At 67.4% G+C, this 20719-nt stretch carries 19 protein-coding genes and 1 pseudogene; 7 read left to right on the top strand and 13 right to left on the bottom strand.

Annotation, left to right across the window (positions count from 1 at the left end; genetic code table 11):
• Positions 1 to 83 precede the first annotated feature (83 nt).
• Both ACFXKN_RS17750 and ACFXKN_RS17755 read left to right on the top strand, forming a co-directional pair.
• Entirely contained in the window at positions 84 to 1139 is a 1056-nt protein-coding gene (locus tag ACFXKN_RS17750) for an enoyl-CoA hydratase/isomerase family protein (protein ID WP_379433388.1), read from the top strand.
• Positions 1140 to 1277: 138 nt separating this feature from the next.
• Positions 1278 to 2075 (top strand): SDR family NAD(P)-dependent oxidoreductase, encoded by a 798-nt coding sequence (locus tag ACFXKN_RS17755; protein ID WP_379433389.1) that lies wholly within the window; start codon positions 1278 to 1280, stop codon positions 2073 to 2075.
• 59 nt (positions 2076 to 2134) lie between these two features.
• On the opposite strand, the gene ACFXKN_RS17760 is transcribed toward ACFXKN_RS17755, so the two are convergent.
• The 6 genes and pseudogenes from ACFXKN_RS17760 to ACFXKN_RS17785 form a co-directional block, all read right to left on the bottom strand.
• Positions 2135 to 3325, bottom strand: coding sequence for an acyl-CoA dehydrogenase family protein (locus ACFXKN_RS17760; RefSeq protein ID WP_379433390.1), 1191 nt, complete (start codon positions 3323 to 3325; stop codon positions 2135 to 2137).
• A gap of 70 nt (positions 3326 to 3395) precedes the next feature.
• A complete protein-coding gene (locus ACFXKN_RS17765; protein WP_379433391.1) occupies positions 3396 to 3854 on the bottom strand; it encodes a MaoC family dehydratase in 459 nt (152 codons plus the stop codon).
• A 2-nt stretch (positions 3855 to 3856) separates the two neighbouring features.
• On the bottom strand, positions 3857 to 5068 hold the full coding sequence (locus tag ACFXKN_RS17770; protein WP_379433392.1) for an acetyl-CoA C-acetyltransferase: 1212 nt from the start codon (positions 5066 to 5068) through the stop codon (positions 3857 to 3859).
• Positions 5061 to 5954 carry a hypothetical protein gene (locus tag ACFXKN_RS17775; RefSeq protein WP_379433393.1) on the bottom strand — a complete coding sequence of 298 codons (894 nt, stop codon included), beginning with the start codon at positions 5952 to 5954 and terminating at the stop codon, positions 5061 to 5063. The genes ACFXKN_RS17770 and ACFXKN_RS17775 overlap by 8 nt, the downstream gene beginning before the upstream one ends.
• Positions 5951 to 6679 carry a 3-oxoacyl-ACP reductase FabG gene (fabG, locus tag ACFXKN_RS17780; RefSeq protein WP_379433394.1) on the bottom strand — a complete coding sequence of 243 codons (729 nt, stop codon included), beginning with the start codon at positions 6677 to 6679 and terminating at the stop codon, positions 5951 to 5953. Before fabG ends, ACFXKN_RS17775 begins: the two co-directional genes overlap by 4 nt.
• A 29-nt stretch (positions 6680 to 6708) precedes the next feature.
• A pseudogene (locus ACFXKN_RS17785) lies at positions 6709 to 7531 on the bottom strand (mycofactocin-coupled SDR family oxidoreductase).
• Between the two features lie 284 nt (positions 7532 to 7815).
• Here ACFXKN_RS17785 and ACFXKN_RS17790 point away from each other — a divergent pair.
• The gene (locus tag ACFXKN_RS17790) at positions 7816 to 8625 is read left to right on the top strand and encodes an NAD(P)-dependent oxidoreductase (protein WP_379433395.1); all 810 of its coding nucleotides are present in this window, start codon (positions 7816 to 7818) and stop codon (positions 8623 to 8625) included.
• 55 nt (positions 8626 to 8680) lie between these two features.
• On the opposite strand, the gene ACFXKN_RS17795 is transcribed toward ACFXKN_RS17790, so the two are convergent.
• Positions 8681 to 9868 carry an acyl-CoA dehydrogenase family protein gene (locus tag ACFXKN_RS17795; protein ID WP_379433396.1) on the bottom strand — a complete coding sequence of 396 codons (1188 nt, stop codon included), beginning with the start codon at positions 9866 to 9868 and terminating at the stop codon, positions 8681 to 8683.
• A 198-nt stretch (positions 9869 to 10066) separates the two neighbouring features.
• On the opposite strand from ACFXKN_RS17795, the gene ACFXKN_RS17800 reads away from it, so the two are divergent.
• Positions 10067 to 10576 carry a DoxX family protein gene (locus ACFXKN_RS17800; RefSeq protein WP_378951196.1) on the top strand — a complete coding sequence of 170 codons (510 nt, stop codon included), beginning with the start codon at positions 10067 to 10069 and terminating at the stop codon, positions 10574 to 10576.
• A 205-nt stretch (positions 10577 to 10781) separates the two neighbouring features.
• Here the strand turns inward: ACFXKN_RS17800 and ACFXKN_RS17805 are convergent, their stop codons facing one another.
• The 4 genes from ACFXKN_RS17805 to ACFXKN_RS17820 are packed head-to-tail and all read right to left on the bottom strand — an operon-like array spanning position 10782 to position 14309.
• Positions 10782 to 11204, bottom strand: a complete 423-nt coding sequence (locus ACFXKN_RS17805; protein ID WP_378951193.1) for a PaaI family thioesterase — start codon at positions 11202 to 11204, stop codon at positions 10782 to 10784.
• Entirely contained in the window at positions 11201 to 12706 is a 1506-nt protein-coding gene (locus ACFXKN_RS17810; RefSeq protein WP_379433397.1) for a class I adenylate-forming enzyme family protein, read from the bottom strand. The genes ACFXKN_RS17805 and ACFXKN_RS17810 overlap by 4 nt, the downstream gene beginning before the upstream one ends.
• A complete protein-coding gene (locus ACFXKN_RS17815; RefSeq protein WP_379433398.1) occupies positions 12706 to 13509 on the bottom strand; it encodes an enoyl-CoA hydratase/isomerase family protein in 804 nt (267 codons plus the stop codon). Before ACFXKN_RS17815 ends, ACFXKN_RS17810 begins: the two co-directional genes overlap by 1 nt.
• A complete protein-coding gene (locus ACFXKN_RS17820; RefSeq protein WP_379433399.1) occupies positions 13506 to 14309 on the bottom strand; it encodes an enoyl-CoA hydratase/isomerase family protein in 804 nt (267 codons plus the stop codon). Before ACFXKN_RS17820 ends, ACFXKN_RS17815 begins: the two co-directional genes overlap by 4 nt.
• A 109-nt stretch (positions 14310 to 14418) precedes the next feature.
• Here ACFXKN_RS17820 and ACFXKN_RS17825 point away from each other — a divergent pair, with 109 nt between their 5' ends.
• Both ACFXKN_RS17825 and ACFXKN_RS17830 read left to right on the top strand, forming a co-directional pair.
• Positions 14419 to 15669, top strand: a complete 1251-nt coding sequence (locus ACFXKN_RS17825) for a CaiB/BaiF CoA transferase family protein (RefSeq protein WP_379433400.1) — start codon at positions 14419 to 14421, stop codon at positions 15667 to 15669.
• Positions 15670 to 15742: 73 nt separating this feature from the next.
• The gene (locus ACFXKN_RS17830) at positions 15743 to 16642 is read left to right on the top strand and encodes an enoyl-CoA hydratase/isomerase family protein (protein WP_379433401.1); all 900 of its coding nucleotides are present in this window, start codon (positions 15743 to 15745) and stop codon (positions 16640 to 16642) included.
• A gap of 122 nt (positions 16643 to 16764) precedes the next feature.
• On the opposite strand, the gene ACFXKN_RS17835 is transcribed toward ACFXKN_RS17830, so the two are convergent.
• Both ACFXKN_RS17835 and ACFXKN_RS17840 read right to left on the bottom strand, forming a co-directional pair.
• Positions 16765 to 17529, bottom strand: a complete 765-nt coding sequence (locus ACFXKN_RS17835; RefSeq protein ID WP_378917773.1) for an SDR family NAD(P)-dependent oxidoreductase — start codon at positions 17527 to 17529, stop codon at positions 16765 to 16767.
• Positions 17526 to 18746: a cytochrome P450 gene (locus ACFXKN_RS17840; RefSeq protein ID WP_379433402.1), complete on the bottom strand. Its 1221-nt coding sequence runs from the start codon at positions 18744 to 18746 to the stop codon at positions 17526 to 17528. Before ACFXKN_RS17840 ends, ACFXKN_RS17835 begins: the two co-directional genes overlap by 4 nt.
• Positions 18747 to 19219: 473 nt before the next feature.
• On the opposite strand from ACFXKN_RS17840, the gene ACFXKN_RS17845 reads away from it, so the two are divergent.
• Positions 19220 to 20716, top strand: coding sequence for an acyl-CoA carboxylase subunit beta (locus ACFXKN_RS17845; protein WP_379433424.1), 1497 nt, complete (start codon positions 19220 to 19222; stop codon positions 20714 to 20716).
• The last annotated feature ends 3 nt before the right edge of the window (positions 20717 to 20719 follow it).

Consider the following 20719-nt stretch of genomic DNA (forward strand, 5'->3'; position numbering starts at 1 on the left):
GTAGGGTGCACGGCTCGATACTAGGTCGAGGGGCCCGCGCGGTCTCGGTCACTACGGGGCCGACACCGTGTCACTATTGCGCGGTGAGCCGTGACGCTACCGATCTGGCCCTGGATGCCCTCGAACTGGATATCGGCCCGGAGGGCACGCCGAGAAACCCGATCCTGGTCGTCCCGCTGGACGTGTGGGCGGGGGAATCGACGGAGCGGATCGCACGGTTCGCCGACGCGCTGGCCGGTTCGCTGCGGCTGTCGATCGGGGTGTTGCGGGGACCGGCCTCGCCGAGCCTGGTGCCGCTGCTGCGCGCGCTCACCCTGACGCTGGCCGAGGACGCCGGAACCTCGCCGATGATCGTCGAACATCCCGACCCCGGCGTCGCGGTGGAGCACCTGACGGAAGCGGTGCTGCGCAATCCGCAGGCGAGTGTGGCGCTGGGGCGACTGCTGCGCCAGACGGCGGTGTCGGATACGACCGCAGGACTCGGAGCGGAGGCCGCGGTCTACTCGATGCTGCTGGCGGGCAGCGAGTTCGAGCGGTGGCTGGCCGAACGCGGCGGGCCGAAACCGGTGAACTTTCCCGATCGACCGCTGGTGCGGCTGGACCGCGATGCCGACCTGCTGTCGGTGACTCTCGACCATCCGGAGCGTCGAAACGCACTGAGTTCGCCGCTGCGCGAACAACTTCTGGAGGCGCTTCGGCTCGCCGAACTCGACGACGGCATCGCCCGGGTGCTCCTGCGCGGCGCGGGTCCGGTGTTCTGCAGCGGTGGCGATCTCGACGAGTTCGGTACCGCCGTCGATGTGGTGGCCGCATATCAGGTGCGACTCGAACGCGCGCCGTGGCGGATCATCGACCGACTGCGCGACCATGTCTGCGCCCGAGTGCACGGGGCGTGCATCGGGGCCGGCATCGAGATGACAGCCTTCGCGGGGCAGCTGATCGCGGCGCCGGACACCTACTTCCGACTGCCCGAGATCGAGATGGGGTTGGTGCCGGGGGCGGGCGGTACCGTCAGCGTCCCACGGCGGATCGGGCGCTGGCGCGCGGCATGGATGATGCTGACCGGCGATCGCGTCGACACCGCAACCGCGTTGCGGTGGAAGCTGATCGACGGCATCGAGGAAAACGCCGTCGGGTAATCCCCACCGAACTCCCGTAAGCCATACTGAGTGTATTACAGTAGTGGCTCGAGCTGTTCGGTCGTGCCGTGGGCCGACGAGAGTCCGCCGCGGTCCAATCCAGAACAGCGGCTCTCTCGACGTGAGGCGGAAAGCGGTATGGATCTGGGATTGCGGGACGCGGCGACCGTCGTGGTCGGTGGTAGTCGTGGGATGGGGCTGGCCACGGCGCAGTGCCTGGCGGAGGAGGGGGCCAGGGTCGCGGTCGTCGGCCGGTCCGCCGAGGATGTCGAGCGCGCGGTCGCGAGTCTGGTGGATCGGGGGAGTCCGGACGCGGTCGGTCTCGTCGCCGACGCGCGCGACCTCGCGCAGGTGGAATCGGTCTTCACCCGATTAGGGCAACGGTGGGGCGGTGAACTCAACTCGCTGACCACCACTGTCGGCCCGAATGTGCAGGGGACGGTGGAGGAACTGTCCGACGAGCAGTGGCACGAGGCAGTCGACCACGGGGCGCTCGCCATCGTGCACTGCGTCAACGCGGCGCTGCCGTTGCTGCGCCAGGCCGAGTGGGGACGGATCGTGAACTTCTCCGCGCATTCGACCCAGCGCCAGACCGTGTCCCTGGTCGCCTACACCGCGGCGAAGGCGATGGTGACCAGTATCTCGAAGAACCTGTCGCTGTTGCTGGCCAAGGAGGAGATCCTGGTCAATGTGGTGTCTCCGGGCACCTTCGTCACCCCTGCTCTCACCGACTGGGCGCGCTCGGTCGGCATCGAGGACGACGATCCCTACCGCCTCATGGAGGCGATCGGCGACCACTACGGGCACCCCGCGCAGATGCCGAGGGCGGGGCTGCCCGAGGAGATCGGCCCGGTCGCCGCATTCCTGGCCTCGCGCCGCAATTCCTATATGACCGGTGCGAATGTGAATGTCGACGGTGGCTCCGACTTCGTCTGAGCCGCAATGGTTTCGGCCGGACCATCGACTGGTCCGGCCGTCACCCGCCCACGACGATCTCAGAGCCGATAGTCGCGCAGCACACCCTTGCCGATGATCCGTTTCTGGATCTCGCTGGTGCCCTCGCCGATCAGCATGAACGGCGCCTCGCGCATGAGACGTTCGATCTCGTATTCGGTGGAATAGCCGTAGCCACCGTGGATCCGGAAACTGGCCTGGGTGACCTCGTTGCAGAACTCGCTGGCCAGATACTTGGCCATGCCCGCCGCGACATCGTTGCGCAGACCGGAATCCTTGAGACGAGCCGCATTGACCATCATGAGATGGGCCGCCTCGACCTTGGTGGCCATCTCGGCCAGTGAGAACCCGATGGCCTGGTGTTCGATGATGGGTTTGCCGAAGGCTGAGCGCTGTTGGGCGTAGCGCGCGCCGAGTTCGAACGCGCGCAGCGCGATTCCGCAGGCGCGAGCCGCGACATTGACCCGGCCGACCTCGATGCCGTCCATCATCTGTTTGAAGCCGTGACCGGGTTCGCCGCCGAGGACGGCGTCCGCGGGCACGACATGGTTATCGAGGAGCATCTCGGTGGTGTCGATGCCCTTGTAACCCATTTTGTGGATCTTGCCGGGAATCGTCAGTCCGGGTGCGACCTCACCGAAGCCGGCGGGCTTCTCGAGCAGGAAGGCGGTGAGATTGTCGTGCGGGCGTTCGTGACCCTCATCGGTGCGTACCAGAGTGGCGACCACCGTGGCCGTGGATCCGTTGGTCAGCCACATCTTTCGGCCGTTGAGCGTGTATTCGCCCGACTCCGCGCGGACGGCCCTGGTGCGGATAGCGGCCACATCCGAGCCGAGTTCGGGTTCGGACATGGAGAACGCCCCGCGTACCTCGCCGGTGGCCATGCGCGGCAGGAAATGTCGCCGCTGTTGCACGGTGCCGTGCTGGGCGAGCAGGTACGCGACGATGAAATGGGTGTTGATGACACCGGAGATGCTCATCCAGCCGCGCGCCAGTTCCTCGACACACAATGCGTAGGTCAGCAGGGATTCACCGAGACCCCCGTACTCTTCGGGAATCATCAGCCCGAACAAACCCATCTCTGCCATCCGATCGACGATGGCTTGCGGATAGGTGTCGGCGTGTTCGAGTTCCTGCGCGACCGGGATGATCTCCTTGTCCACGAACGTGCGCACAGTGGTGAGGATTTCGGTCTGCACCTCGGTGAGGCCGTGGGTTTGTCCGAGTTTCATCGGGAGATCCGTTCGGTGGAATCGGCGCCTTCGCGGTGTGGGTCGGCGGATGCGATGGGCTCGGCGCGGGTCACAACACGACCACCGTGAGGGTTTCGGCGACCAGCACCGGTTTGTCCTGTCCTTCGTTCTCGACGACCCATCGCACGGTGAGCAGGCACCGCGACGTCTCGACCGACAAGTCGACAGGAGTGGCCGAGGCACGCACCCGGGTGCCGACACGCACGGCGGAGGGATACCGAACCTTGTTGCTGCCATAGTTGATTCGCGCCGAGCCGAATTTGATGGCGTAGAGGTCGCGGCCGAGGAAGGGCAGCATCGACAGGGTGAGGTAGCCGTGCGCGATGGTGGCGCCGTAGGGGCCGTCGGCGGCGCGGGTGGGGTCTACATGGATCCACTGATCGTCGCCGGTGCACTCGGCGAACGCGTCGACTCGGTCCTGGCCGATCGTGCACCACGGTCCGGGACCAACGGTGTCGCCGATCGCGGCCGAGAGATCAACGAGTGAGGTGAAGGAGCGTGCGGCCATGCTCACACCACCCGCTCGAAGACAGCGGCCAGGCCCTGGCCGCCGCCGATGCACATCGTCTCCAGCCCGTAGCGCAGCTCGCGACGGTGCAGTTCCCTGGCGAGGGTGGCCAGCATCCGTCCGCCGGTGGCGCCCACCGGATGTCCGAGGGAGATGCCGGAACCGTGCACATTGGTGCGGTCGAGATCCCGTTCGCCGAACTTCCATTCCCGCATGACCGCGAGTGCCTGCGCCGCGAACGCTTCGTTGAGTTCGATCAGGTCGATGTCGGCGAGCGAGAGCCCCGCCTGAGAGAGGGCGGCGCCGGTGGCGGGGACCGGTCCGATACCCATGACATCGGGTCGCACCCCTGCCACGGCCCACGACTTCAGGGTGACCAGGGGGGTGAGGCCGAGTTGTTCGGCGTTGTCCCGGGTGGTCACCAGACACATCGACGCCGCGTCGTTCTGGCCACTGGCATTGCCCGCGGTCACCGTCGAGTCCGGATCGATCTGCGCCCGAATCGGTTTCAGCACGGCGAGGGATTCGAGGGTGGTGTCGGCGCGGGGATGCTCGTCGGTGTCGACCACCGAATCTCCCCGGCGCGCGGACACCGTGACCGGAATGATCTGCTCGGCGCTGGCACCGCTGCGCGCGGCCTCGACGGCACGCTGATGGGAGGTCACCGCGAGCCGATCTTGTTCCTCCCGGGGGATCGAATAGGTCCGGCGCAGGTTCTCGGCGGTCGCGAGCATGCCGCCCGACACCGGATAGGTCTTGCCACCGGCGGTCTCACGTCCGCGAGCCAGCGCGTCGTGAACGCGGACCCCACCTCGTGCACCGCCCCAGCGCATGTCGAGCGAGTAGAACGGGGTGTTGGTCATGCTCTCCACACCGCCGGCGACCACCACTTCGCTTGCGCCGCAGGCGACTTGCATGACGGCCTGGATGACCGCCTGCAATCCGGATCCGCAGCGCCGGTCGATCTGCATGCCGCCGACGGTCACCGGTAGTCCGGCGTCGAGGGCGACGACCCGGCCGATGGCGGGAGCCTCGCTGCTGGGGTAGCAGTGGCCGAGGATCACGTCGTCCACGACCTCGGGGTCGATCCCGGTCCGTTCCAGCAGCCCGCGCAGGGCGGTGACACCGAGATCGACCGCGGTGAGCGAGGAGAACACCCCGCCGTAGCGTCCGATGGGGGTACGGACAGGTTCGCAGATCACTGCTTCACGCATGGGTTCGGTCTCCGTCATGGTCGAAATCGGCGGTCAGAACGGTGTGTTCGACGGTTCGGTCGGTGCCGCCACCGGTGCGGACGGCGAGTTCGAAGTCGGTGTCGGCGGTGTCGCGACGCTGGATGCGGGCCGGTTCGGCGCAGAACAGCGGCGCGAGGTTGCGGTGCCGCAGCCCGACCGGCGCCGGATCGGGCCGTTCCCGTCGGATGGTCTCGGCTATGGCCAGGGTCATGAGCGGTCCGTGCACCACCAGCGCCGGGTATCCCTCGACGCCGGTCGCGTACGGCCAGTCGTAGTGGATGCGGTGGGGGTTGGCCGTCGCGGCGCTGAACCGCATCAAGACGATGGGATCAGTGCGCAATTCCCAGTCCCATTCGGCCACGCGGCGCAGGGGAGTGCCCGCGGGCTCGGGCGCGGACGGCGTCGCGGGACCGATCGGTCCGGGCTCCACGGCCTCGCGGTAGATCAGATTCTGACGTTCCACCACGGCGAGGGTGTCCGCGCCGGTGTAGAGCCGGATCTCGACATCGACCACCACCAGTGGCCCCGTTCGCCCGTTCTTGGGCGTCACCGCGACGACCCGCGCCACGCGCCGCACCGTCGACCCGATGGTCACCGCTTCGTGCAGCACCACGTCACCGCCGGCGAACATGCGGCGCGGCAGATCCACCGGAGGCAGGAAGGATCCACGGGCCGGGTGCCCGTCGGCTCCGATCTCCGACGACACGGGCCAGCGCGCCAGCGCCGCCCAATGCCACAGCGGCGGTAGGGGATCGCCGACACCGATCGGCGGCGCACCCGAGTCGAGGACCGCGCTCAGCGCCGCGACCGGTGCGGGGTCGACGTATTCGTCGGTGACGACGGTGTGTGCCTGCCAGCCGGTCACATGAACCGCCCGCCCGTCACTTCCAGCGTGGTCCCCGTCATGTACGAGGACAGGTCCGAGGCGAGGAACAGCGCGACACCGGCGACCTCCGCCGGTTCACCTGCTCGCGACATCGGGATCTCCGCCATCTTCTTGTCCCAGATATCGGCGGGCATCGCCGTGGTCATCGGGGAGCGGATCAGGCCGGGCTGGATCGCGTTGACCCGCACGCCGAACCGGGCTGTCTCCTTGGCCGCGGCCTTGGTCAGACCGATGATGCCCGCCTTAGCGGCCGAATAGTTGGTCTGGCCCGCCATTCCCACTTTGCCCGACAGCGACGAGATGTTGACGATGCTGCCGCGGCGCTGCTCCCGCATGATCGCCGAGGCGAGCCTTGTACCGTGCCAGCTGCCCTTCAGATGCACCGCCACGACCTGGTCGAAATCGTCTTCGCTCATCGTACGCATGGAGGCGTCCCTGGTGATGCCCGCGTTGTTGACCATGACGTCGACCGAACCGAATTCGGTGTGCGCGGTGGCGAGCAGCGCCGAGACGTCCTCGGCGCTGGTCACGTCGCAGCGGACCGCGCGAACACCGTCCGAGCCCAGCGCTTCCCGGGCCGCATCGGGATTCAGGTCACCCACGACCACCCGCGCGCCCGCACGCAGGAAGGTCGACGCGATGGCGAGGCCGATGCCCTGCGCACCGCCGGTGACGACTGCGACGCGGCCCTCGAGAAGTGACATGGTGTAAATCCTTTCGGCGTGACGGGCATTCAGTACTGAGTCGAGCCCAGGTCGACCGCGATCTGGGCGGCGGTGATGTAACGGGATTCATCGTCGGCGAGCCAGCTGACGGTGGCGGCCACATCTTCGGGCTGGGCCACCCAGTCGGGCAGGAACGGTGTCGTCATGTGGCCGAGTTGAGGATTGGACTCGAGCGAACGGCCGAGCGCGGCGACCATGTCCCCGCTGCCCATGGGTGTCAACACGGCGCCCGGATGCACACTGTTGACCCGGATCCGATGTTTGCCGAGTTCGGCGGCCAACCCCCTGGCGATGCCGGTCACCGCGTGCTTGCTGGCGGTGTAGTGCACCATGAACGGCTGCATCTTCAGCCCGGCGGCGGAGCTGATCAGGATGATCGAGCCGCCGCGCCCACCGTCGATGATGTGGTCGGCCCCGGCGATCGCGGTGTTCTAGGTGCCGGTGATATTGATGTCGATGACGTCGCGGAACGACTCGGGGGTGATCTCGTTCCACCGCATGCGGGATGCAGATGCCTGCGTTGGCGACGATGATGTCGAGTCGTCCCAGGGCGGCCACTCCGTCGTCGACGGCCTTGCGCAGCCCATCCAGGTCCCGGGTGTCGACGGTCGCGGCGACGATCCGGCGGCCGGTCGCCTCGACCAGCTGAACCGTTTCCTCGAAGTCCTGCGGCGTCGCCGAATCGTAGGGAACCGCAGCGGGCAGTGGGCCCGCGAGGTCGACAGCGATGATATCGGCGCCCTCGCGCGCCAGGCGTACCGCGTGCGCACGGCCCTGTCCGCGCGCTGCGCCGGTGATGAAGGCGACTTTGTCGCTGTGTCGGCCGGTCACGTGTTCTCCTCGGGGCTGTCGGATGATCGCGGATCGTGTGGGACAGGGATCGCGATCCCGTGTCGGCGGACCAGCGCACCAGAAGTCATTATCGTATGTCATATCGTAAAGACAACGGTACTGTGTCAGGCCACCTTATGGTCCGGTCGTTCGCGGCGCAAGAAGCTGCTGCAACGCGCCCGATGACGCTGTTACAGTTGGAATTACTGGAGTGTTATCGATTCGCGGCTCGTCGCATCGTTCTCGGTAGCGAACGGGTTCATCGCGAGTGAGGAGCGGGGCGGATGTCCAAGGTTGTCGGGTTCATCGGAGCAGGCCAGATGGGCGAGCCGATGGTGGTTCGACTGGTGACGGCTGGTCATCGGGCCGTGGTGTATGCGCGCCAGGATGCGGTGCGGGAGCGGCTGCGGGCGGCGGGAGCCGAGGTCGTCGACTCGGTGCGGGAGGCCGCGGTATCCAGCGAGGTGATCATCGCGTGCCTGTTCTCGGATCACCAGTTACGCGAGGTGCTGTCGGGTCCGGACGGGGTGCTGGCGACGGCGCCGGCCGACGCGGTCGTGGTTTCGCACACGACCGGCGCGGTCTCGACGATCACCGAGCTGGCCGCCGAGCGACCCGGCGGTCCGGTCCTGCTCGACGGGCCAGTCAGTGGATCGGCCGACGATATCGCCGCGGGGCGTCTCACGGTATTGCTCGGTGGTCCGTCCGTCGCGGTCGAGGCCGTCCGGTCGGTGCTGTCCGCCTACGCGAGTACGGTTTTGGCCACCGGTGCGCTCGGTAGTGCGCTCGGTGTGAAACTGGTCAACAACGCGCTGTTCGCCGCCAACGCGCAACTGGTGGCCGTGGCCGCCGACGTCGGCCGACAGCTGGGAATCGAGGAAGGGCAGTTGCTGGCGGCGCTGTCGGTGGCCAGCGGCAACAGCTACGCGGCCGATTCGATTCGGCGCACCGGTGGTTTGGCGAAGTTCGAGAAACGCGCCGCGCCGTTCCTGCGCAAGGACGTCGCGGCGTGCTTGACCGCGACCGCCGACCTCGGTATCGATCTGAGCGGCCTGGGGGCCGCGATCGCAGACGGTCCGCTCGACTTGAGCTGACGTCCGGCGACCGGGGTCGGCCGCTCTCCGTGCGGTGGCCGACCCTGCCGGTCCGCTACTTCGCGGCTCGCTCGGCATTCCTGATCAGCCCGCCGCCGATGATCAGGCGCTGGATCTCACTGGTGCCCTCATACAGCCGCAGCAGCCGGACATCACGGTAGATCCGTTCCACTGCCACATCGCGCATGTACCCCGTGCCGCCGTGCACCTGCACCGCCGAATCAGCTACCCGCCCTGCCATTTCGGTGCAGTACAGCTTGGCTACCGACGGCGCGATCCGGCGGTCCTGTTCGGCCACCCATGCTCGCGCGGCATCGCGAACCAGCGCGCGGCCCGCCATTACTCCGGTCTGCATGTCGGCCAGGTGCGCCTGGACCAATTGGAACCGCCCGATGGGTGTGCCGCCCTGAGTGGCGGTCGCGGCGTAGGCGACAGATTCGTCGAGCGCCCGCTGCGCGGTGCCGACCGCGAGCGCCGCGATGTGCACGCGGCCGCGCGCCAGCGAAGTCATCGCGGCCCGATAGCCGATGTCCTCGTTGCCGCCGACGAGTGCCCCGTCGCCGACGCGGACATCGCGGAAGTAGACCTCCGCGGTCCATGCGCCCTCCTGCCCCATCTTGCGGTCCTTCGGGCCGACCTCGACGCCGGGTGTGCCGGCGGGGATCAGGAAGACCGAGATGCCCGCGCCGTGCTCGTCGGCCGGGCGGGTGCGCGCGAAGACGACGAACAGATCGGCAACCGGTGCGTTGGTGATGAATCGCTTCTCGCCGTTGATGATCCAGTCCGTCCCGGACCGGGCTGCGGTGGTGCGCAGCGCGGCGGGATCGGACCCCGCACCGGATTCGGTGAGTGCGAACGACGCGACGACGGCGCCGGAGGCGATCTGTTCGAGCCACTGGGATTTCTGCTCGTCGGTGCCGAATCCGACCAGGACCTGTCCGGCGATGCCGTTGTTGGTGCCGAACAGCGATCGCAGCGCGAGCGTGGTGTAGCCGAGCTCCATGGCCAGCTCGACATCCTGCGCGAGGTCGAGCCCGAGCCCACCCCACTGCTGCGGGATGGCGTAACCGAACAGGCCCATGGCTTTGGCCTGTTGGACGATCTCGTCGGGCATCCGGTTCTGCTCGGCGATCTCCCGCTCCCGCTTCATGACCACGTTTCGCACGAAATCCTTGGTCTGCGCGAGTATTTCGCGGAAGTCCTCCGCGCTGACAGCGCCGACTCCGGTGGGTGCGCTCGTCATGGCAGGGCCTCCTCGTTCGCGGCGACCTGGCGCCGTCGTGCTCGTTGCGTGGTGTGGGCGAGCGTGTCCGGCGATGTCTCGTCTTGACCACGCGCTCGCAATGTCTAACATTACTGTAATACTAGCGGTATGGGATACGGGAATCGCTTCGAGCGTTACGCTCACGGCGTTGACCTCGATTGACGGAGTGGTGTGGAGATGGCAGCGTACGACGCGGGTGTACTGATTCTGCGGGTGTGCCTCGGCCTCACCATGGCCGCGCACGGGTACAACAAATTCTTCGGGGGTGGCCGGATTCCCGGTACCGCCCGATGGTTCGACAGCATCGGGATGAAACCGGGCATCGTGCACGCGCGCCTCGCCGCGGGTAGCGAGGTCGGCGTCGGCATCGCGCTGGCCCTCGGGCTGCTCACGCCGGCTGCCGCCGCGGGGTTCGTCGCGCTCATGCTCGTGGCCGCCTGGACCGTGCACCGGTCCAACGGCTTCTTCATCGTCGGCGAAGGCTGGGAATACAACCTGGTGCTCGCGGTCGGCGCGGTGAGCGTGGCCATTATCGGCCCCGGCCGGATCAGTCTCGATCAGCTGATCTTCGGCTCGGATCAGCTGGACGGCTGGTGGGGTTTCGGCATCGCCGTCTGCCTCGGTCTGGCCGCGGGCCTCGGCCAGCTCGCGCTGTTCTACCGGCCACCGGCGCCCAGCGAGTCCTGAGTGAACGAGGACGACGGATGGCGGTACCGGACCACAGCGTGACGTCAGCGGTATCCGACCACCAGAGCATCTCTGCGCCAACCGGATTCGATGAGGCCGGATCGGGGCAATTCCGATCCGGCCGCCGCCGACCAACCGGCCGCCGCCGACTGCTGGCCTCCGCATCGTGTGACCGACGCCGGAATGTCGTGCACCGGCTGCGGTTCTAGCTGTTCGTTGCCGCTGATCGGTCGGTCGCGAAGCTCACCGTGGCGAAATTGACGGTCGCCAGAGCGGCCAGCGCGCCGTCTACGACGTCGAATACCTCGACCTGGACGACGATCGACCGTTTACCCGCGTGCACGACCTTGCTCACCGCGCGCGCCGTGCCGTCGGTGATCGGGCGGAAGTACCGCACACTGAGATCCGAGGTGACCACGCCGGTGTTCGGTGGACGGGACTCCAGAGCGAGCGTGCCTGCCGCGATGTCGGCGAGTGTCGCGATCAGACCGCCCTGTAGCCCACCGGAGGTGTTGACCACGTGTGGCGCGACGGGCAGCTCCCAGACGAGCGAGCCGTCGGCGTCTGTCGCCTTGCGGAAGCCGATATGGTCGAGTAGCCCGCTGATCTCTCGGATGGTCGACATCATGTCGGATCACCACTTTCGGAATGTGGCCGTCGGCCGATGGGGGTTGCGGTGAAGTGTTCACGGACCGCGGACAGGTCTGCCTTGCCCGACGGGGTGCGCGGAATCGCGTCGACGACAGCGATATCGGTGGGGATCTCGTAGCGGGCCAATCGAGTGCTCAGGTAGGCCGCCAACTCATCGACCTCGGTGTGGCGACCCGCGCGCAGCTCGACCATGGCGACCGGGGTCTCGCCGAGCCGGTCGTCGGCCCTGGCGACGACCGCGGCACCACCGACAGCAGGATGTTCCTCCAGCGCGGCGCGGACATCATCGGGCATGATCTTGAATCCACCTCGGATGATGGCCTGATCGGCACGTCCCAGAATCCAGAGGAACCCATCGGCGTCGATGCGGGCGATATCGGTGGTACGTACCCAGCCGGCGGTGGGACCGAGCTGGCCGGGCGCGACCTCGAGCTGGCCGGGCACATCCGGCCCGAGCGCGGTGCCGTCCTCGTCGACTACCCGCAGGCGGGCGCCGCCACTGGCACGGCCGACGCTGCCGCGCTTGGTATTCCAGAACTGCCGGTGGTCGGGAAGCGTCCAGCCGGCGACGCCGCCGCCGAATTCGGTGGCGGCATACGACGTCAGGACCGGAATGCCGAATTTGGCCTGGAAGGCGTCGGCGTCGGCGGCCGACAGCGGCGCGGTGCCCGAGGTGACCACCCGGACGCCGTCCAGATCCGCAGGGCCGAGGTCCGAGTGCAGCACCATCCGCAGGGCGGCGGGTACCAGTGACACCGCGCCCGGCCGGTGCGCTCGCACCGCCGCCGTCCAGCGGTCGAGATCGAAGCGCGGCAGGAAGACGAACGGCCTGGCATCGACGACGCACTGCAGAATGCGGAAGATACCGCCGATGTGCACCAGCGGAGCATTGACGATCGCGACGCCACCGCGCGGCGCGGTCGGTGCGGTGGCCTGCTCGAAGTCGGTGCCGAGGACACTGCGCGCGAGCATGTCGTAGGTGATCTCGACGCGCTTGGGCGGCCCGGTGGTCCCGCTGGTGAGCATGCGGACGGCGATCCCCGGCAGCGGAGTGCCCGCGTCGTGCTCGCCGACCGACTCGCTGGGGATCGGCGTGGTGTCGAGGTCGGCGATGGTCACGGTCGCGGCCCCTGGCCCGACGAGGCGGGCCAGGTCCGCCTGCCCGCCGATCACCAGTGGCAGGTCGAGCGCGGCGATATCGGACCGGGTGCGGTCGTCGCCACGCGCGGGGTTGATCACGACCACGGTGCCGCCGCTGAGCAGAACGCCGAGGAACGCGGCCACGTGTTCGGGGCGGTTGCGCAACAGGATGCCGACTTGGCACGGTGTGGTGATCAGCGCGCTGACGCGCCGCGCGGTCTCGGCGAGTTCGCCCCAGCTGTGCCAGGCCCCGTCGAATTCGAGGGCCCGTGAACTCGGCGCCAGCTCGAGGACTCCGGCGATGCGCCCGCTCAGTGGATGGTCATGGGTGTCGGTCATCAACGAATCCTCGGTTCGGTCGAAATGCCGCGGCGTTGTTGATCTTCCGCAGCCGCGGCGAGTTCCGCTTTGGCGATCGGGTTGCCGAGGCGGGTGTAGATGAGGCCCTGATCGAGTGCGGCCCGATAGGGCTTGTCCAGCGATTCCCAGATCGCCTTGACCGTGCCCTGGGTCGCCGTCGGCGGCTTGGCCGCGATGCCGGCGGCGATGGCGTGCGCGCGTTCCCAAAGTTGTTCGCGGGTCACGATTTCCGTCACCAGGCCGATGCGCAGCGCGGTCTCGGCGCAAACTCGTTCGTCGTTGCCCATCAACGCGATGCGCAGGGTCTCGCCGAGCCCGACCCGGCGCATGAGTCCGATCGGTTCCAGTGCGCAGACCAACCCCGCCGACACATGGGAGTCGAAGAAGGTGGCATCGTCGGAACAGATCACCACGTCGGACTCGTTGACGAAGTAGAACGCGCCGGCGGTGCACAGGCCGTTGACCGCGCAGACCACCGGTTTCCACATCTTCTGCCACTTGGGGCTCAACAGCTCGCCGGGGTCCTCGTGATGCCAGATCCCGTCGGGTTGGCCGTAGGCGGACTTGATGTCGAGTCCCGCGCTGAAGGCGCGAGTGCCCGCCGCGCGCAGGACGACCGCGTTGACCGAGTCGTCGAGCCTGATCCGGCGCCACGCGTCGCGGACCTCCTCGCACATGGTGCGGTCGAAGGCGTTGAGCCGTTCGGGGCGGTTGAGGGTGAGGGTGGCGACCCGGTCGTCGGCGTCGACGTCGAGCGTGATCGTGCTGTAGTCGGCGCTCATCGGCACTGCCATTCCGGGGTGCGCTTCTCGATGAACGCGCGCGGTCCCTCGAGCGCGTCCTCGGTGCGGGTGACCCGTTCGCGGAACGACTCGGCCAGCATCTCGGCCTCGTGCATCGGCACATCAAGGCCCTTGACGATCGCCAGTCTGGTGCCGCGAACCGCCAGCGGCGCATTGGAATTGAGGATATCGGCGATCTCGTTGGCCCGCTCGAGCAAGCGGTCGTGCTCGACGACCTCGGTGATCATGCCCAGCTCGTAGGCGCGCTGGGCGCTCATCCGCTCGTGCTTGCCCATCATCGCCATCCGCAGGGCCACGGTGCGCGGGAGCACCCGGGCCAGGCGGACCACCTCTCGGCCGGCGACGAGCCCGATGGTCACATGGGGATCGAAGAAGGTCGCTCGATCCGAGGCGATGATGATGTCGCCGGTGGTCACCCAGTCCAAACCCGCTCCGCAACAGATTCCGTTGATCGCGACGAGAATCGGTTTGGTCATGGTCCGGAAGGGTGGGGTGCCCTCCTGCGGAGCCTCCCACTGTTCGTACGTCGACAGGTACGGCTTCTCGTTGAGGACCTTGCCGTCGCCGGGGATGGCCTTGACGTCAGCGCCGGTGCAGAAGGCGCGACCGTTCGCGGTGACGATGAGCAGCCAGACCTTGTCGTCGTTCTCGGCCTCGTCGTAGGCGGCGCGCAGTTCGGTGATCATGTGCGGGCTCAGCGCGTTGAGGGCCTCGGGCCGGTTCAGTGTGATGGTGGCCGTGTGCCCGTCTACCTCGTAGCCGATGGTATCGAACGGCATGCATTCCTCCTAGGGGACAGGGCGTGGCCCATACTGTTAGATATACAGTAGACAATACCGTTATCGTTCTGCCAAGGTGACGTGAAGTACCGACGAGGAAAGAGTGGCGATGGCCGAGAACGGGAGCACACCTTCGGACGGCACGGGGGCCGACCGGCCCGCCGGGGGGAGTACGACCAGGGGCGTTCTCGACGGTGTGCGGGTACTCGACTACGGCCGGTTCATCGCCGCCCCGTGGTGCAGCGCGATCCTGGCCGACATGGGCGCCGATGTCGTCCGGGTCGAGAAGCGCGAGGGCGGTGAGGACCGTTGGGTGCAGGCGGTGACCGAGGGCGGCGAGGGCGGCACGTTCCTGCAGTGCAACCGCAACAAGCGGTCGCTGACCCTCGACTCGACCACACCCGACGGCGCCGAGATCACCCGGCGCCTCGTGGCAGGCGCCGACATTGTCGTCGCCAACATGCCGTTGGCCGGAATGCGGGCCAGCGGACTCGACTACGACACCCTGCGCGCGGTCAAGGCCGACATCATCCTGGCCAGCGCCACGGCCTACGGCGAGGGCGGTCCCTACAGCGACCGGATCGGTTTCGACGGTGCGGGCCAGGTCATGTCGGGCGCCACCCACCGCCAGGGCCTGCCTGAGCAGCCGATCCGCACCACGGTCCCCTACACCGACTTCGGCACCGCGATGACGCTGGCCATCGGGGTCATGATGGCCCTGTTCCACCATCGCGCCACCGGCGAGGGCCAGCACGTCGAGGGCGCGTTGCTGCCGACCGCGTTGATGATGAGCAACGCGTTCCTGATCGAGCGCGACCTGCTCGGCGTCGACAAACCGCGCATGGGCAATCGGGGGACCTCGGTCGCGCCGTGTGATCTCTACGAGGTCACCGACGGCTGGGTGCTGCTCCAGGTGGCCGGGCAGCCGATGTTCCGCCGGTGGTGCCGGTTGATCGGTCGCGAGGACCTCATGGACGATCCGCGCTTCGCCGGTGACGACCTGCGCTGGCAGCACAGCGACTTCCTCAACGACCTCATGCAGGACTGGTGCCGGGGTCGCACCAAGGCCGAGGTGCTCGCGGCGCTCGAGCAGTTCAAACTGCCCGCGGCGCCGATGCACAGCACCCACGACGTGCTCGAGGACCCGCACGTCGAGAAGCTGGGCTACCTCGAGCGGATCGACTATCCGGGAGCGTCGAAGCCGGTGCCGATCGTCGCAACGCCGTTCCGGTTGTCGCGCACGCCGGGACGGATTCGTCGGCGCGCGCCGCTGCTCGGCGAGCACACCGGGCAGATCCTGGCCGATCTCGGTTACAGCCCCGACGAGGTGGCGGACCTGCGCGAGCGGCAGGTCGTCTGATGGCCATACCGACCACGGCGCGCTACGGGCAGCGCGCGCACATCCCCCTCGAACGAGAAGGAAGAGACATCCGATGACCAGTTCCAGCACCGCCGAGGGCCGTGTGCTCTACGAGGTGGATCCGGACCGCAGGATCGCCACCATCACCCTGAACAATCCGAAGCAGCGCAATTCCTACGACGCGGCCATGCGCGACGGGATCGCGCGCTACCTCGACGAAGTGGCCGAGGACGACGACATCACCGTCGTGTTGCTGCGCGGTGCCGAGCGGGTGTTCAGCACCGGTGCCGATATGAACAACGCCTACGGCTGGTACGGCGCGCGACCGGCGGCCACCGGTGACCGGCCCGCCAAGAGCAGACCGAGTCAGCGCAGGCGACTCACGGTGGATCGCAAGTCTTTCGGCTTCTATCACAATTTCATGGGCTTCCCGAAGGTCACCGTCGGTGAGATCAGCGGCTATGCGCTGGGTGGCGGGTTCGAGATGGCCTTGATGACCGATATCTCGGTCATCGCGCGGGACGCGAAGATCGGCATGCCCGCAGCGCGTTTCCTGGGTCCGGCGCTGGGTAGCCTGCACATGTTCTTCCATCGGCTCGGCCCGGTTCTCGCGCGCCGAATGCTGTTGACCGGCGACATCATCGAGGCGGCAACGCTGGAACATCTCGGCGTCTTCACCGAGACCTGCGACCCGGACGCCGTCACCGCCCGTGCGCGGTACTGGGCCGAGAAGGCGGCGAAGATGCCGGCCGACGGTGTCGTCATCGCGAAGGAGGCGTTCCGGATGGTGGAGCAGAGCCAGGCCTATCAGGGCGAGGAGGTGGCCAGCTATCTGTTCCACGCCTACGGCACCAATCTGCAATTCTCCCCGGGGGAATTCAATTTCGTGAAGACCAGAGCCGAACACGGCACCAAGGAGGCATTCCGACTGCGGGACGCGCACTTCCACGTGCCGGAACCGGATCTGGGCTAGCGCGACATCCACTTGTTGGGCCGACACGATCGTGTCGGCCCAACAAAGCGTGTCGCGATCTGCCGTCCACACAACGACTTCAGGCCCGGGCCGAACGGCCCGGGCCTGAGAATTCGGTGCGGTCACATCACCAGACCACCGTCGACCGGCAGTACCTGACCGGTGACGAACGATGCCGCGTCGGAGGCGAGGAAGACGAAAGCGCCCGCCACCTCCTGCGGTTCGGCCCAGCGGCGCAGGGGAATTCGATTCAGCATCTGTTCGGCGAACTTGGGATCGGTACGGATCGTTTCAGTCATCGGTGTCGCCGCCGCAGGCGCGAGCGCGTTGACGGTGATCTGCTTGCGCGCCAGTTCACGCGCCAGCGACTTCGTCATGCCGACGATCCCGGATTTGGCCGCCGAGTAGTTCACCTGTCCGAGCGTGCCGACCAACCCCGCCGACGAGGTCACGTTGATGACGCGACCGGTGCCGTCGGTCGGCAGATACGCCAACGCGGCCTGCGTGCAGCGAAACGCGCCGAGCAGATGGATGTCGAGCATCCGCAGCACCGATTCCTCGGTGGTGGCGCCGAACATCGCGGGCTCGGTGGCTCCGGCGTTGTTCACCACGATGTGCAGTGTCCCGCCGGCCAGCGCCGCGGCGGCACTCGCCGCCGCGTCGGCGGCGGCCCGGTCGCGGACATCGAGAGCCACCGCGGCGGCTCGGCCACCGTCGGCGAGGATCTTCTCGGCGGTGACCGCCGCGGCGGCTCCGTCGATATCGGTGACGAGCACCGCGGCGCCCTGGGCGGCCAGGGCCGCGGCGACCGCCGCGCCGATACCGCCCGCCGCACCGGTGACCAGCGCCGAACGGCCAGTGAGATCGAAGATGTTGCGGGTGGTCACAAGGCTCCTCGGACGGCATTGAAGGTCACCGGCAGCGCGCTCGGCGAACGGAACGGCTGGCCGAAGATGTGCGGGTCGCCGTCGGGCAGCAGGGTGATGTCGGTCAGGCGCGCGAGCAGTGACTCCATGGCGACGCGAGTCTCCAGGCGGGCGAGGTGCAGGCCGAGGCAGGTGTGGGCGCCCGCGGTGAAGCTGATGTGCGGGATATGGGGACGGAAGATGTCGAACTCCTCCGACCGTTCCCAACGGCTCTCATCGCGGTTCGCCGAGCCGAGGCAGACATCGACGACAGCGCCCGCGGGGATCGCGACGCCCTCCAATTCGGTGTCCTCGGTGACGTATCGCTGCACCAGGGTCAGCGGCGTCTCGAATCGCAAACCCTCTTCGATCGCCTGCGGGAGCAGGCTGGGATCTCGCTGTACCGCGGCGAATTGCTCGGGGTGACTGAGCAACTGGTACAGCAGGTTCCCGGATGAGCGGTAGGTCGTTTCGAGACCGGCGGGCAACAGCAGGCGCAGGAAGGAATAGATCGCGCGATCGCTGAGCTTCTCACCGTCGATGTCGGCGGTGACCAGATTGCTGATGATGTCGTCGCTGGGTGCGTTCCGTCGCTTGTCGATATGACCGAGGAAGTATTCCTTCAGTTCCTTGGAGGCTTGCAGCGCCCTCGGCACATTGCCCGCGTAGCTGATGATGGCCACCGCGGCGTCGCGGAAGAACGGTAGGTCCTCGGCGGGCAGTCCGAGCAGGCGGGCGATGACCCGGGTGGGGAACTCGAAAGTGAAGTCGCGGACCAGATCCGCGCGACCCTCGTCGATGAATTCGTCGATGAGTTCCTCGCAGATCGGGCGCACGACCTCGGGTTCCCACACGGCCAGCGACTGCGGCTTGAAGGCCGCGGACACGAGGTTGCGGTGCGCGCGGTGGGGCGACCCGTCCATCGCCAGGATGGTGGGCCCCATGAACACGCCGATCGTCGTGTCGTAGAGCTTCGTGCTGAACACCGTGTTGTTGCGCAAGACCTTGTTCACCGCGGTCCAGGACATGGCGGCGTAGGTGTCGGTGGGGCGCAGCTCCTTCGGGGTTCTGGAGTAGTCCATCACCGTCCCGTGGAACACGCCGCCCGCTCGCCGCCGCGCGGCGAAGAAGGGGTAGGGATCGTGGGGATCGGGAACTTCCCCGATCGTCTCTGATTGGTCCTCGACTGGGCTGTTCACAGCTCACCTCTGGCTTCGTCACACCGTACGACTATTCGGAGTAATACTTACTGTAAGCCATACAGTATATGAGCGACGTCTGGGTCGGCAATGCGACTGTCGAGGCGAGGGGCGCGAGCGGGCGGCCCGGGGTCGCCGTGGGGCGACCGGTCGCCGATGTTATGGAAAGCTTGACAGTAAGGGCAACTATAAATCAGTCTTGTGACCGAGACAACGCCATCGGTACGGGTGCGTGCGAGGTGGTGGATTGCTGGGTTGCCGGCTCGGAACGCGAAAAGGTGCTGATAGGGATGCCGATCGTTGATGAGGCTGCGAACGTTCTGGCGGATCCGGCCGCCTATGCCGACGAGGCGAGGTTGCCTGCGGCGTTGACCGCGTTGCGGGTGGATCAGCCGTCGACTGAGCGAACAGTCCCGCTTTCCCGAATTCCCGCGCCGTTTCCGGCGTACCCGATCACGGAAGACAGGCCCGACATGACAACTGCGAACACCTGGAACGAGACCCTCGATGATCTCGGCCGTCGCCGCGCGCGTGTGCTGGAGATGGGCGGCCCCGACCGGGTCGCCAAACATCGGGGGAAGGGAAAACTGGACGCCAGAGCACGCATCGAACGGCTGCTCGACCCCGGGACGTTCCAGGAGTTCGGCACCCTCGTCGGCGGCGATGTGGCCGCCGACGCCATCGTGACCGGTTCCGGCCTGATCAACGGTGTCCCCGTGATGGTCGGTGCCGAGGACTTCACCACGTTGGCGGGCTCGATCGCACCCGGCAGCAACTCCAAGCGGTATCGGCTGGCCGAATTGGCGGTGCGCGACAAGGTTCCGCTGGTGATGCTGCTGGAGGGCGCCGGATTCCGGCCGACCGGCGACCACTACGGCCGAACGCCCACCGACCTGCTGGCCCAGGCGCAATGCTCGGGCAAGGTGCCGATGGTCACCGGCGTGCTCGGGCCCTCGGCGGGCCACGGCGCGCTGGTCGCCCCGGTCGCCGACTTCTCCATCATGAGCAGGCAGGGCTGTATCTTCACCGCGGGACCGCCGGTCGTGAAAGTCTCGACCGGCGAGGACATCTCGAAAGAAGACCTCGGTGGGCCCGACGTCGCGCTGCCCAGCGGTGTGGTCCACAACGTCGCCGAGACCGACGAGGACGTCCTCGACGAAATCCGCCGCTACCTGTCCTATTTCCCGCCGAGCGCGTGGTCCTATCCGCCGGTGTACCTCGCCGACGAGACGACGGGGCCGCGCGCGACACCGGAGTTGCTCGACATCGTCTCCCGGGACAACGTGCAGAGTTACGACATGCGGGCCGTGCTCGATGTCGTATTCGACGGCACCGACTGGTTCGAGGTGCAGCCCGAACGCGGTACGCCGATCATCTGCGCGCTGGCACATCTGGGCGGGCACCCGGTCGCGGTGGTGGCCAATCAGCCGCAGGTCCTGGCCGGCTCGATCGACGCCGAGGCCGCGGACAAGGCGGCCCACTTCATCATGGTCGCCGATTCCTTCCACCTGCCGATCATCTTCCTCGCCGACAACCCGGGCATGTTGCCCGGCAGCGAGTCCGAGCGGGAAGGTGTGCTGCGCAGCGGCGCGCGGATGTTCGTCGCACAGACCGCGGCGACGACGCTGAAACTGCATGTGACACTGCGCAAGGCCTACGGATTCGGCTCGATGGTGATGTCGCTGATCGGATTCGACGGTCAGGCGGGCACGTTCGCCTACCCGGGCGCCACGATGGGCGCCATGGGCGCCGCCGCGTTGAGCAACGCCTCCCACGCCGAAGCCGATCTGGCCGCCGAACTGCGCGACATGGAGCTGAAGGCGTCCTACCATTCCGCCGAGCACATGGGTTTCGACGAACTGATCCGGCCCGAGGAGACACGCAACGTCCTGCTTCGATCGCTGCAGCGGGGCCTCTACGGGCGCCAGACCCCCGCGGCGCCGGTGCAGCGCACCGTCATCATTCCCTGAACC

Source organism: Nocardia sp. NPDC059195, from assembly GCF_042754695.1.
GTDB lineage: Bacteria > Actinomycetota > Actinomycetes > Mycobacteriales > Mycobacteriaceae > Nocardia.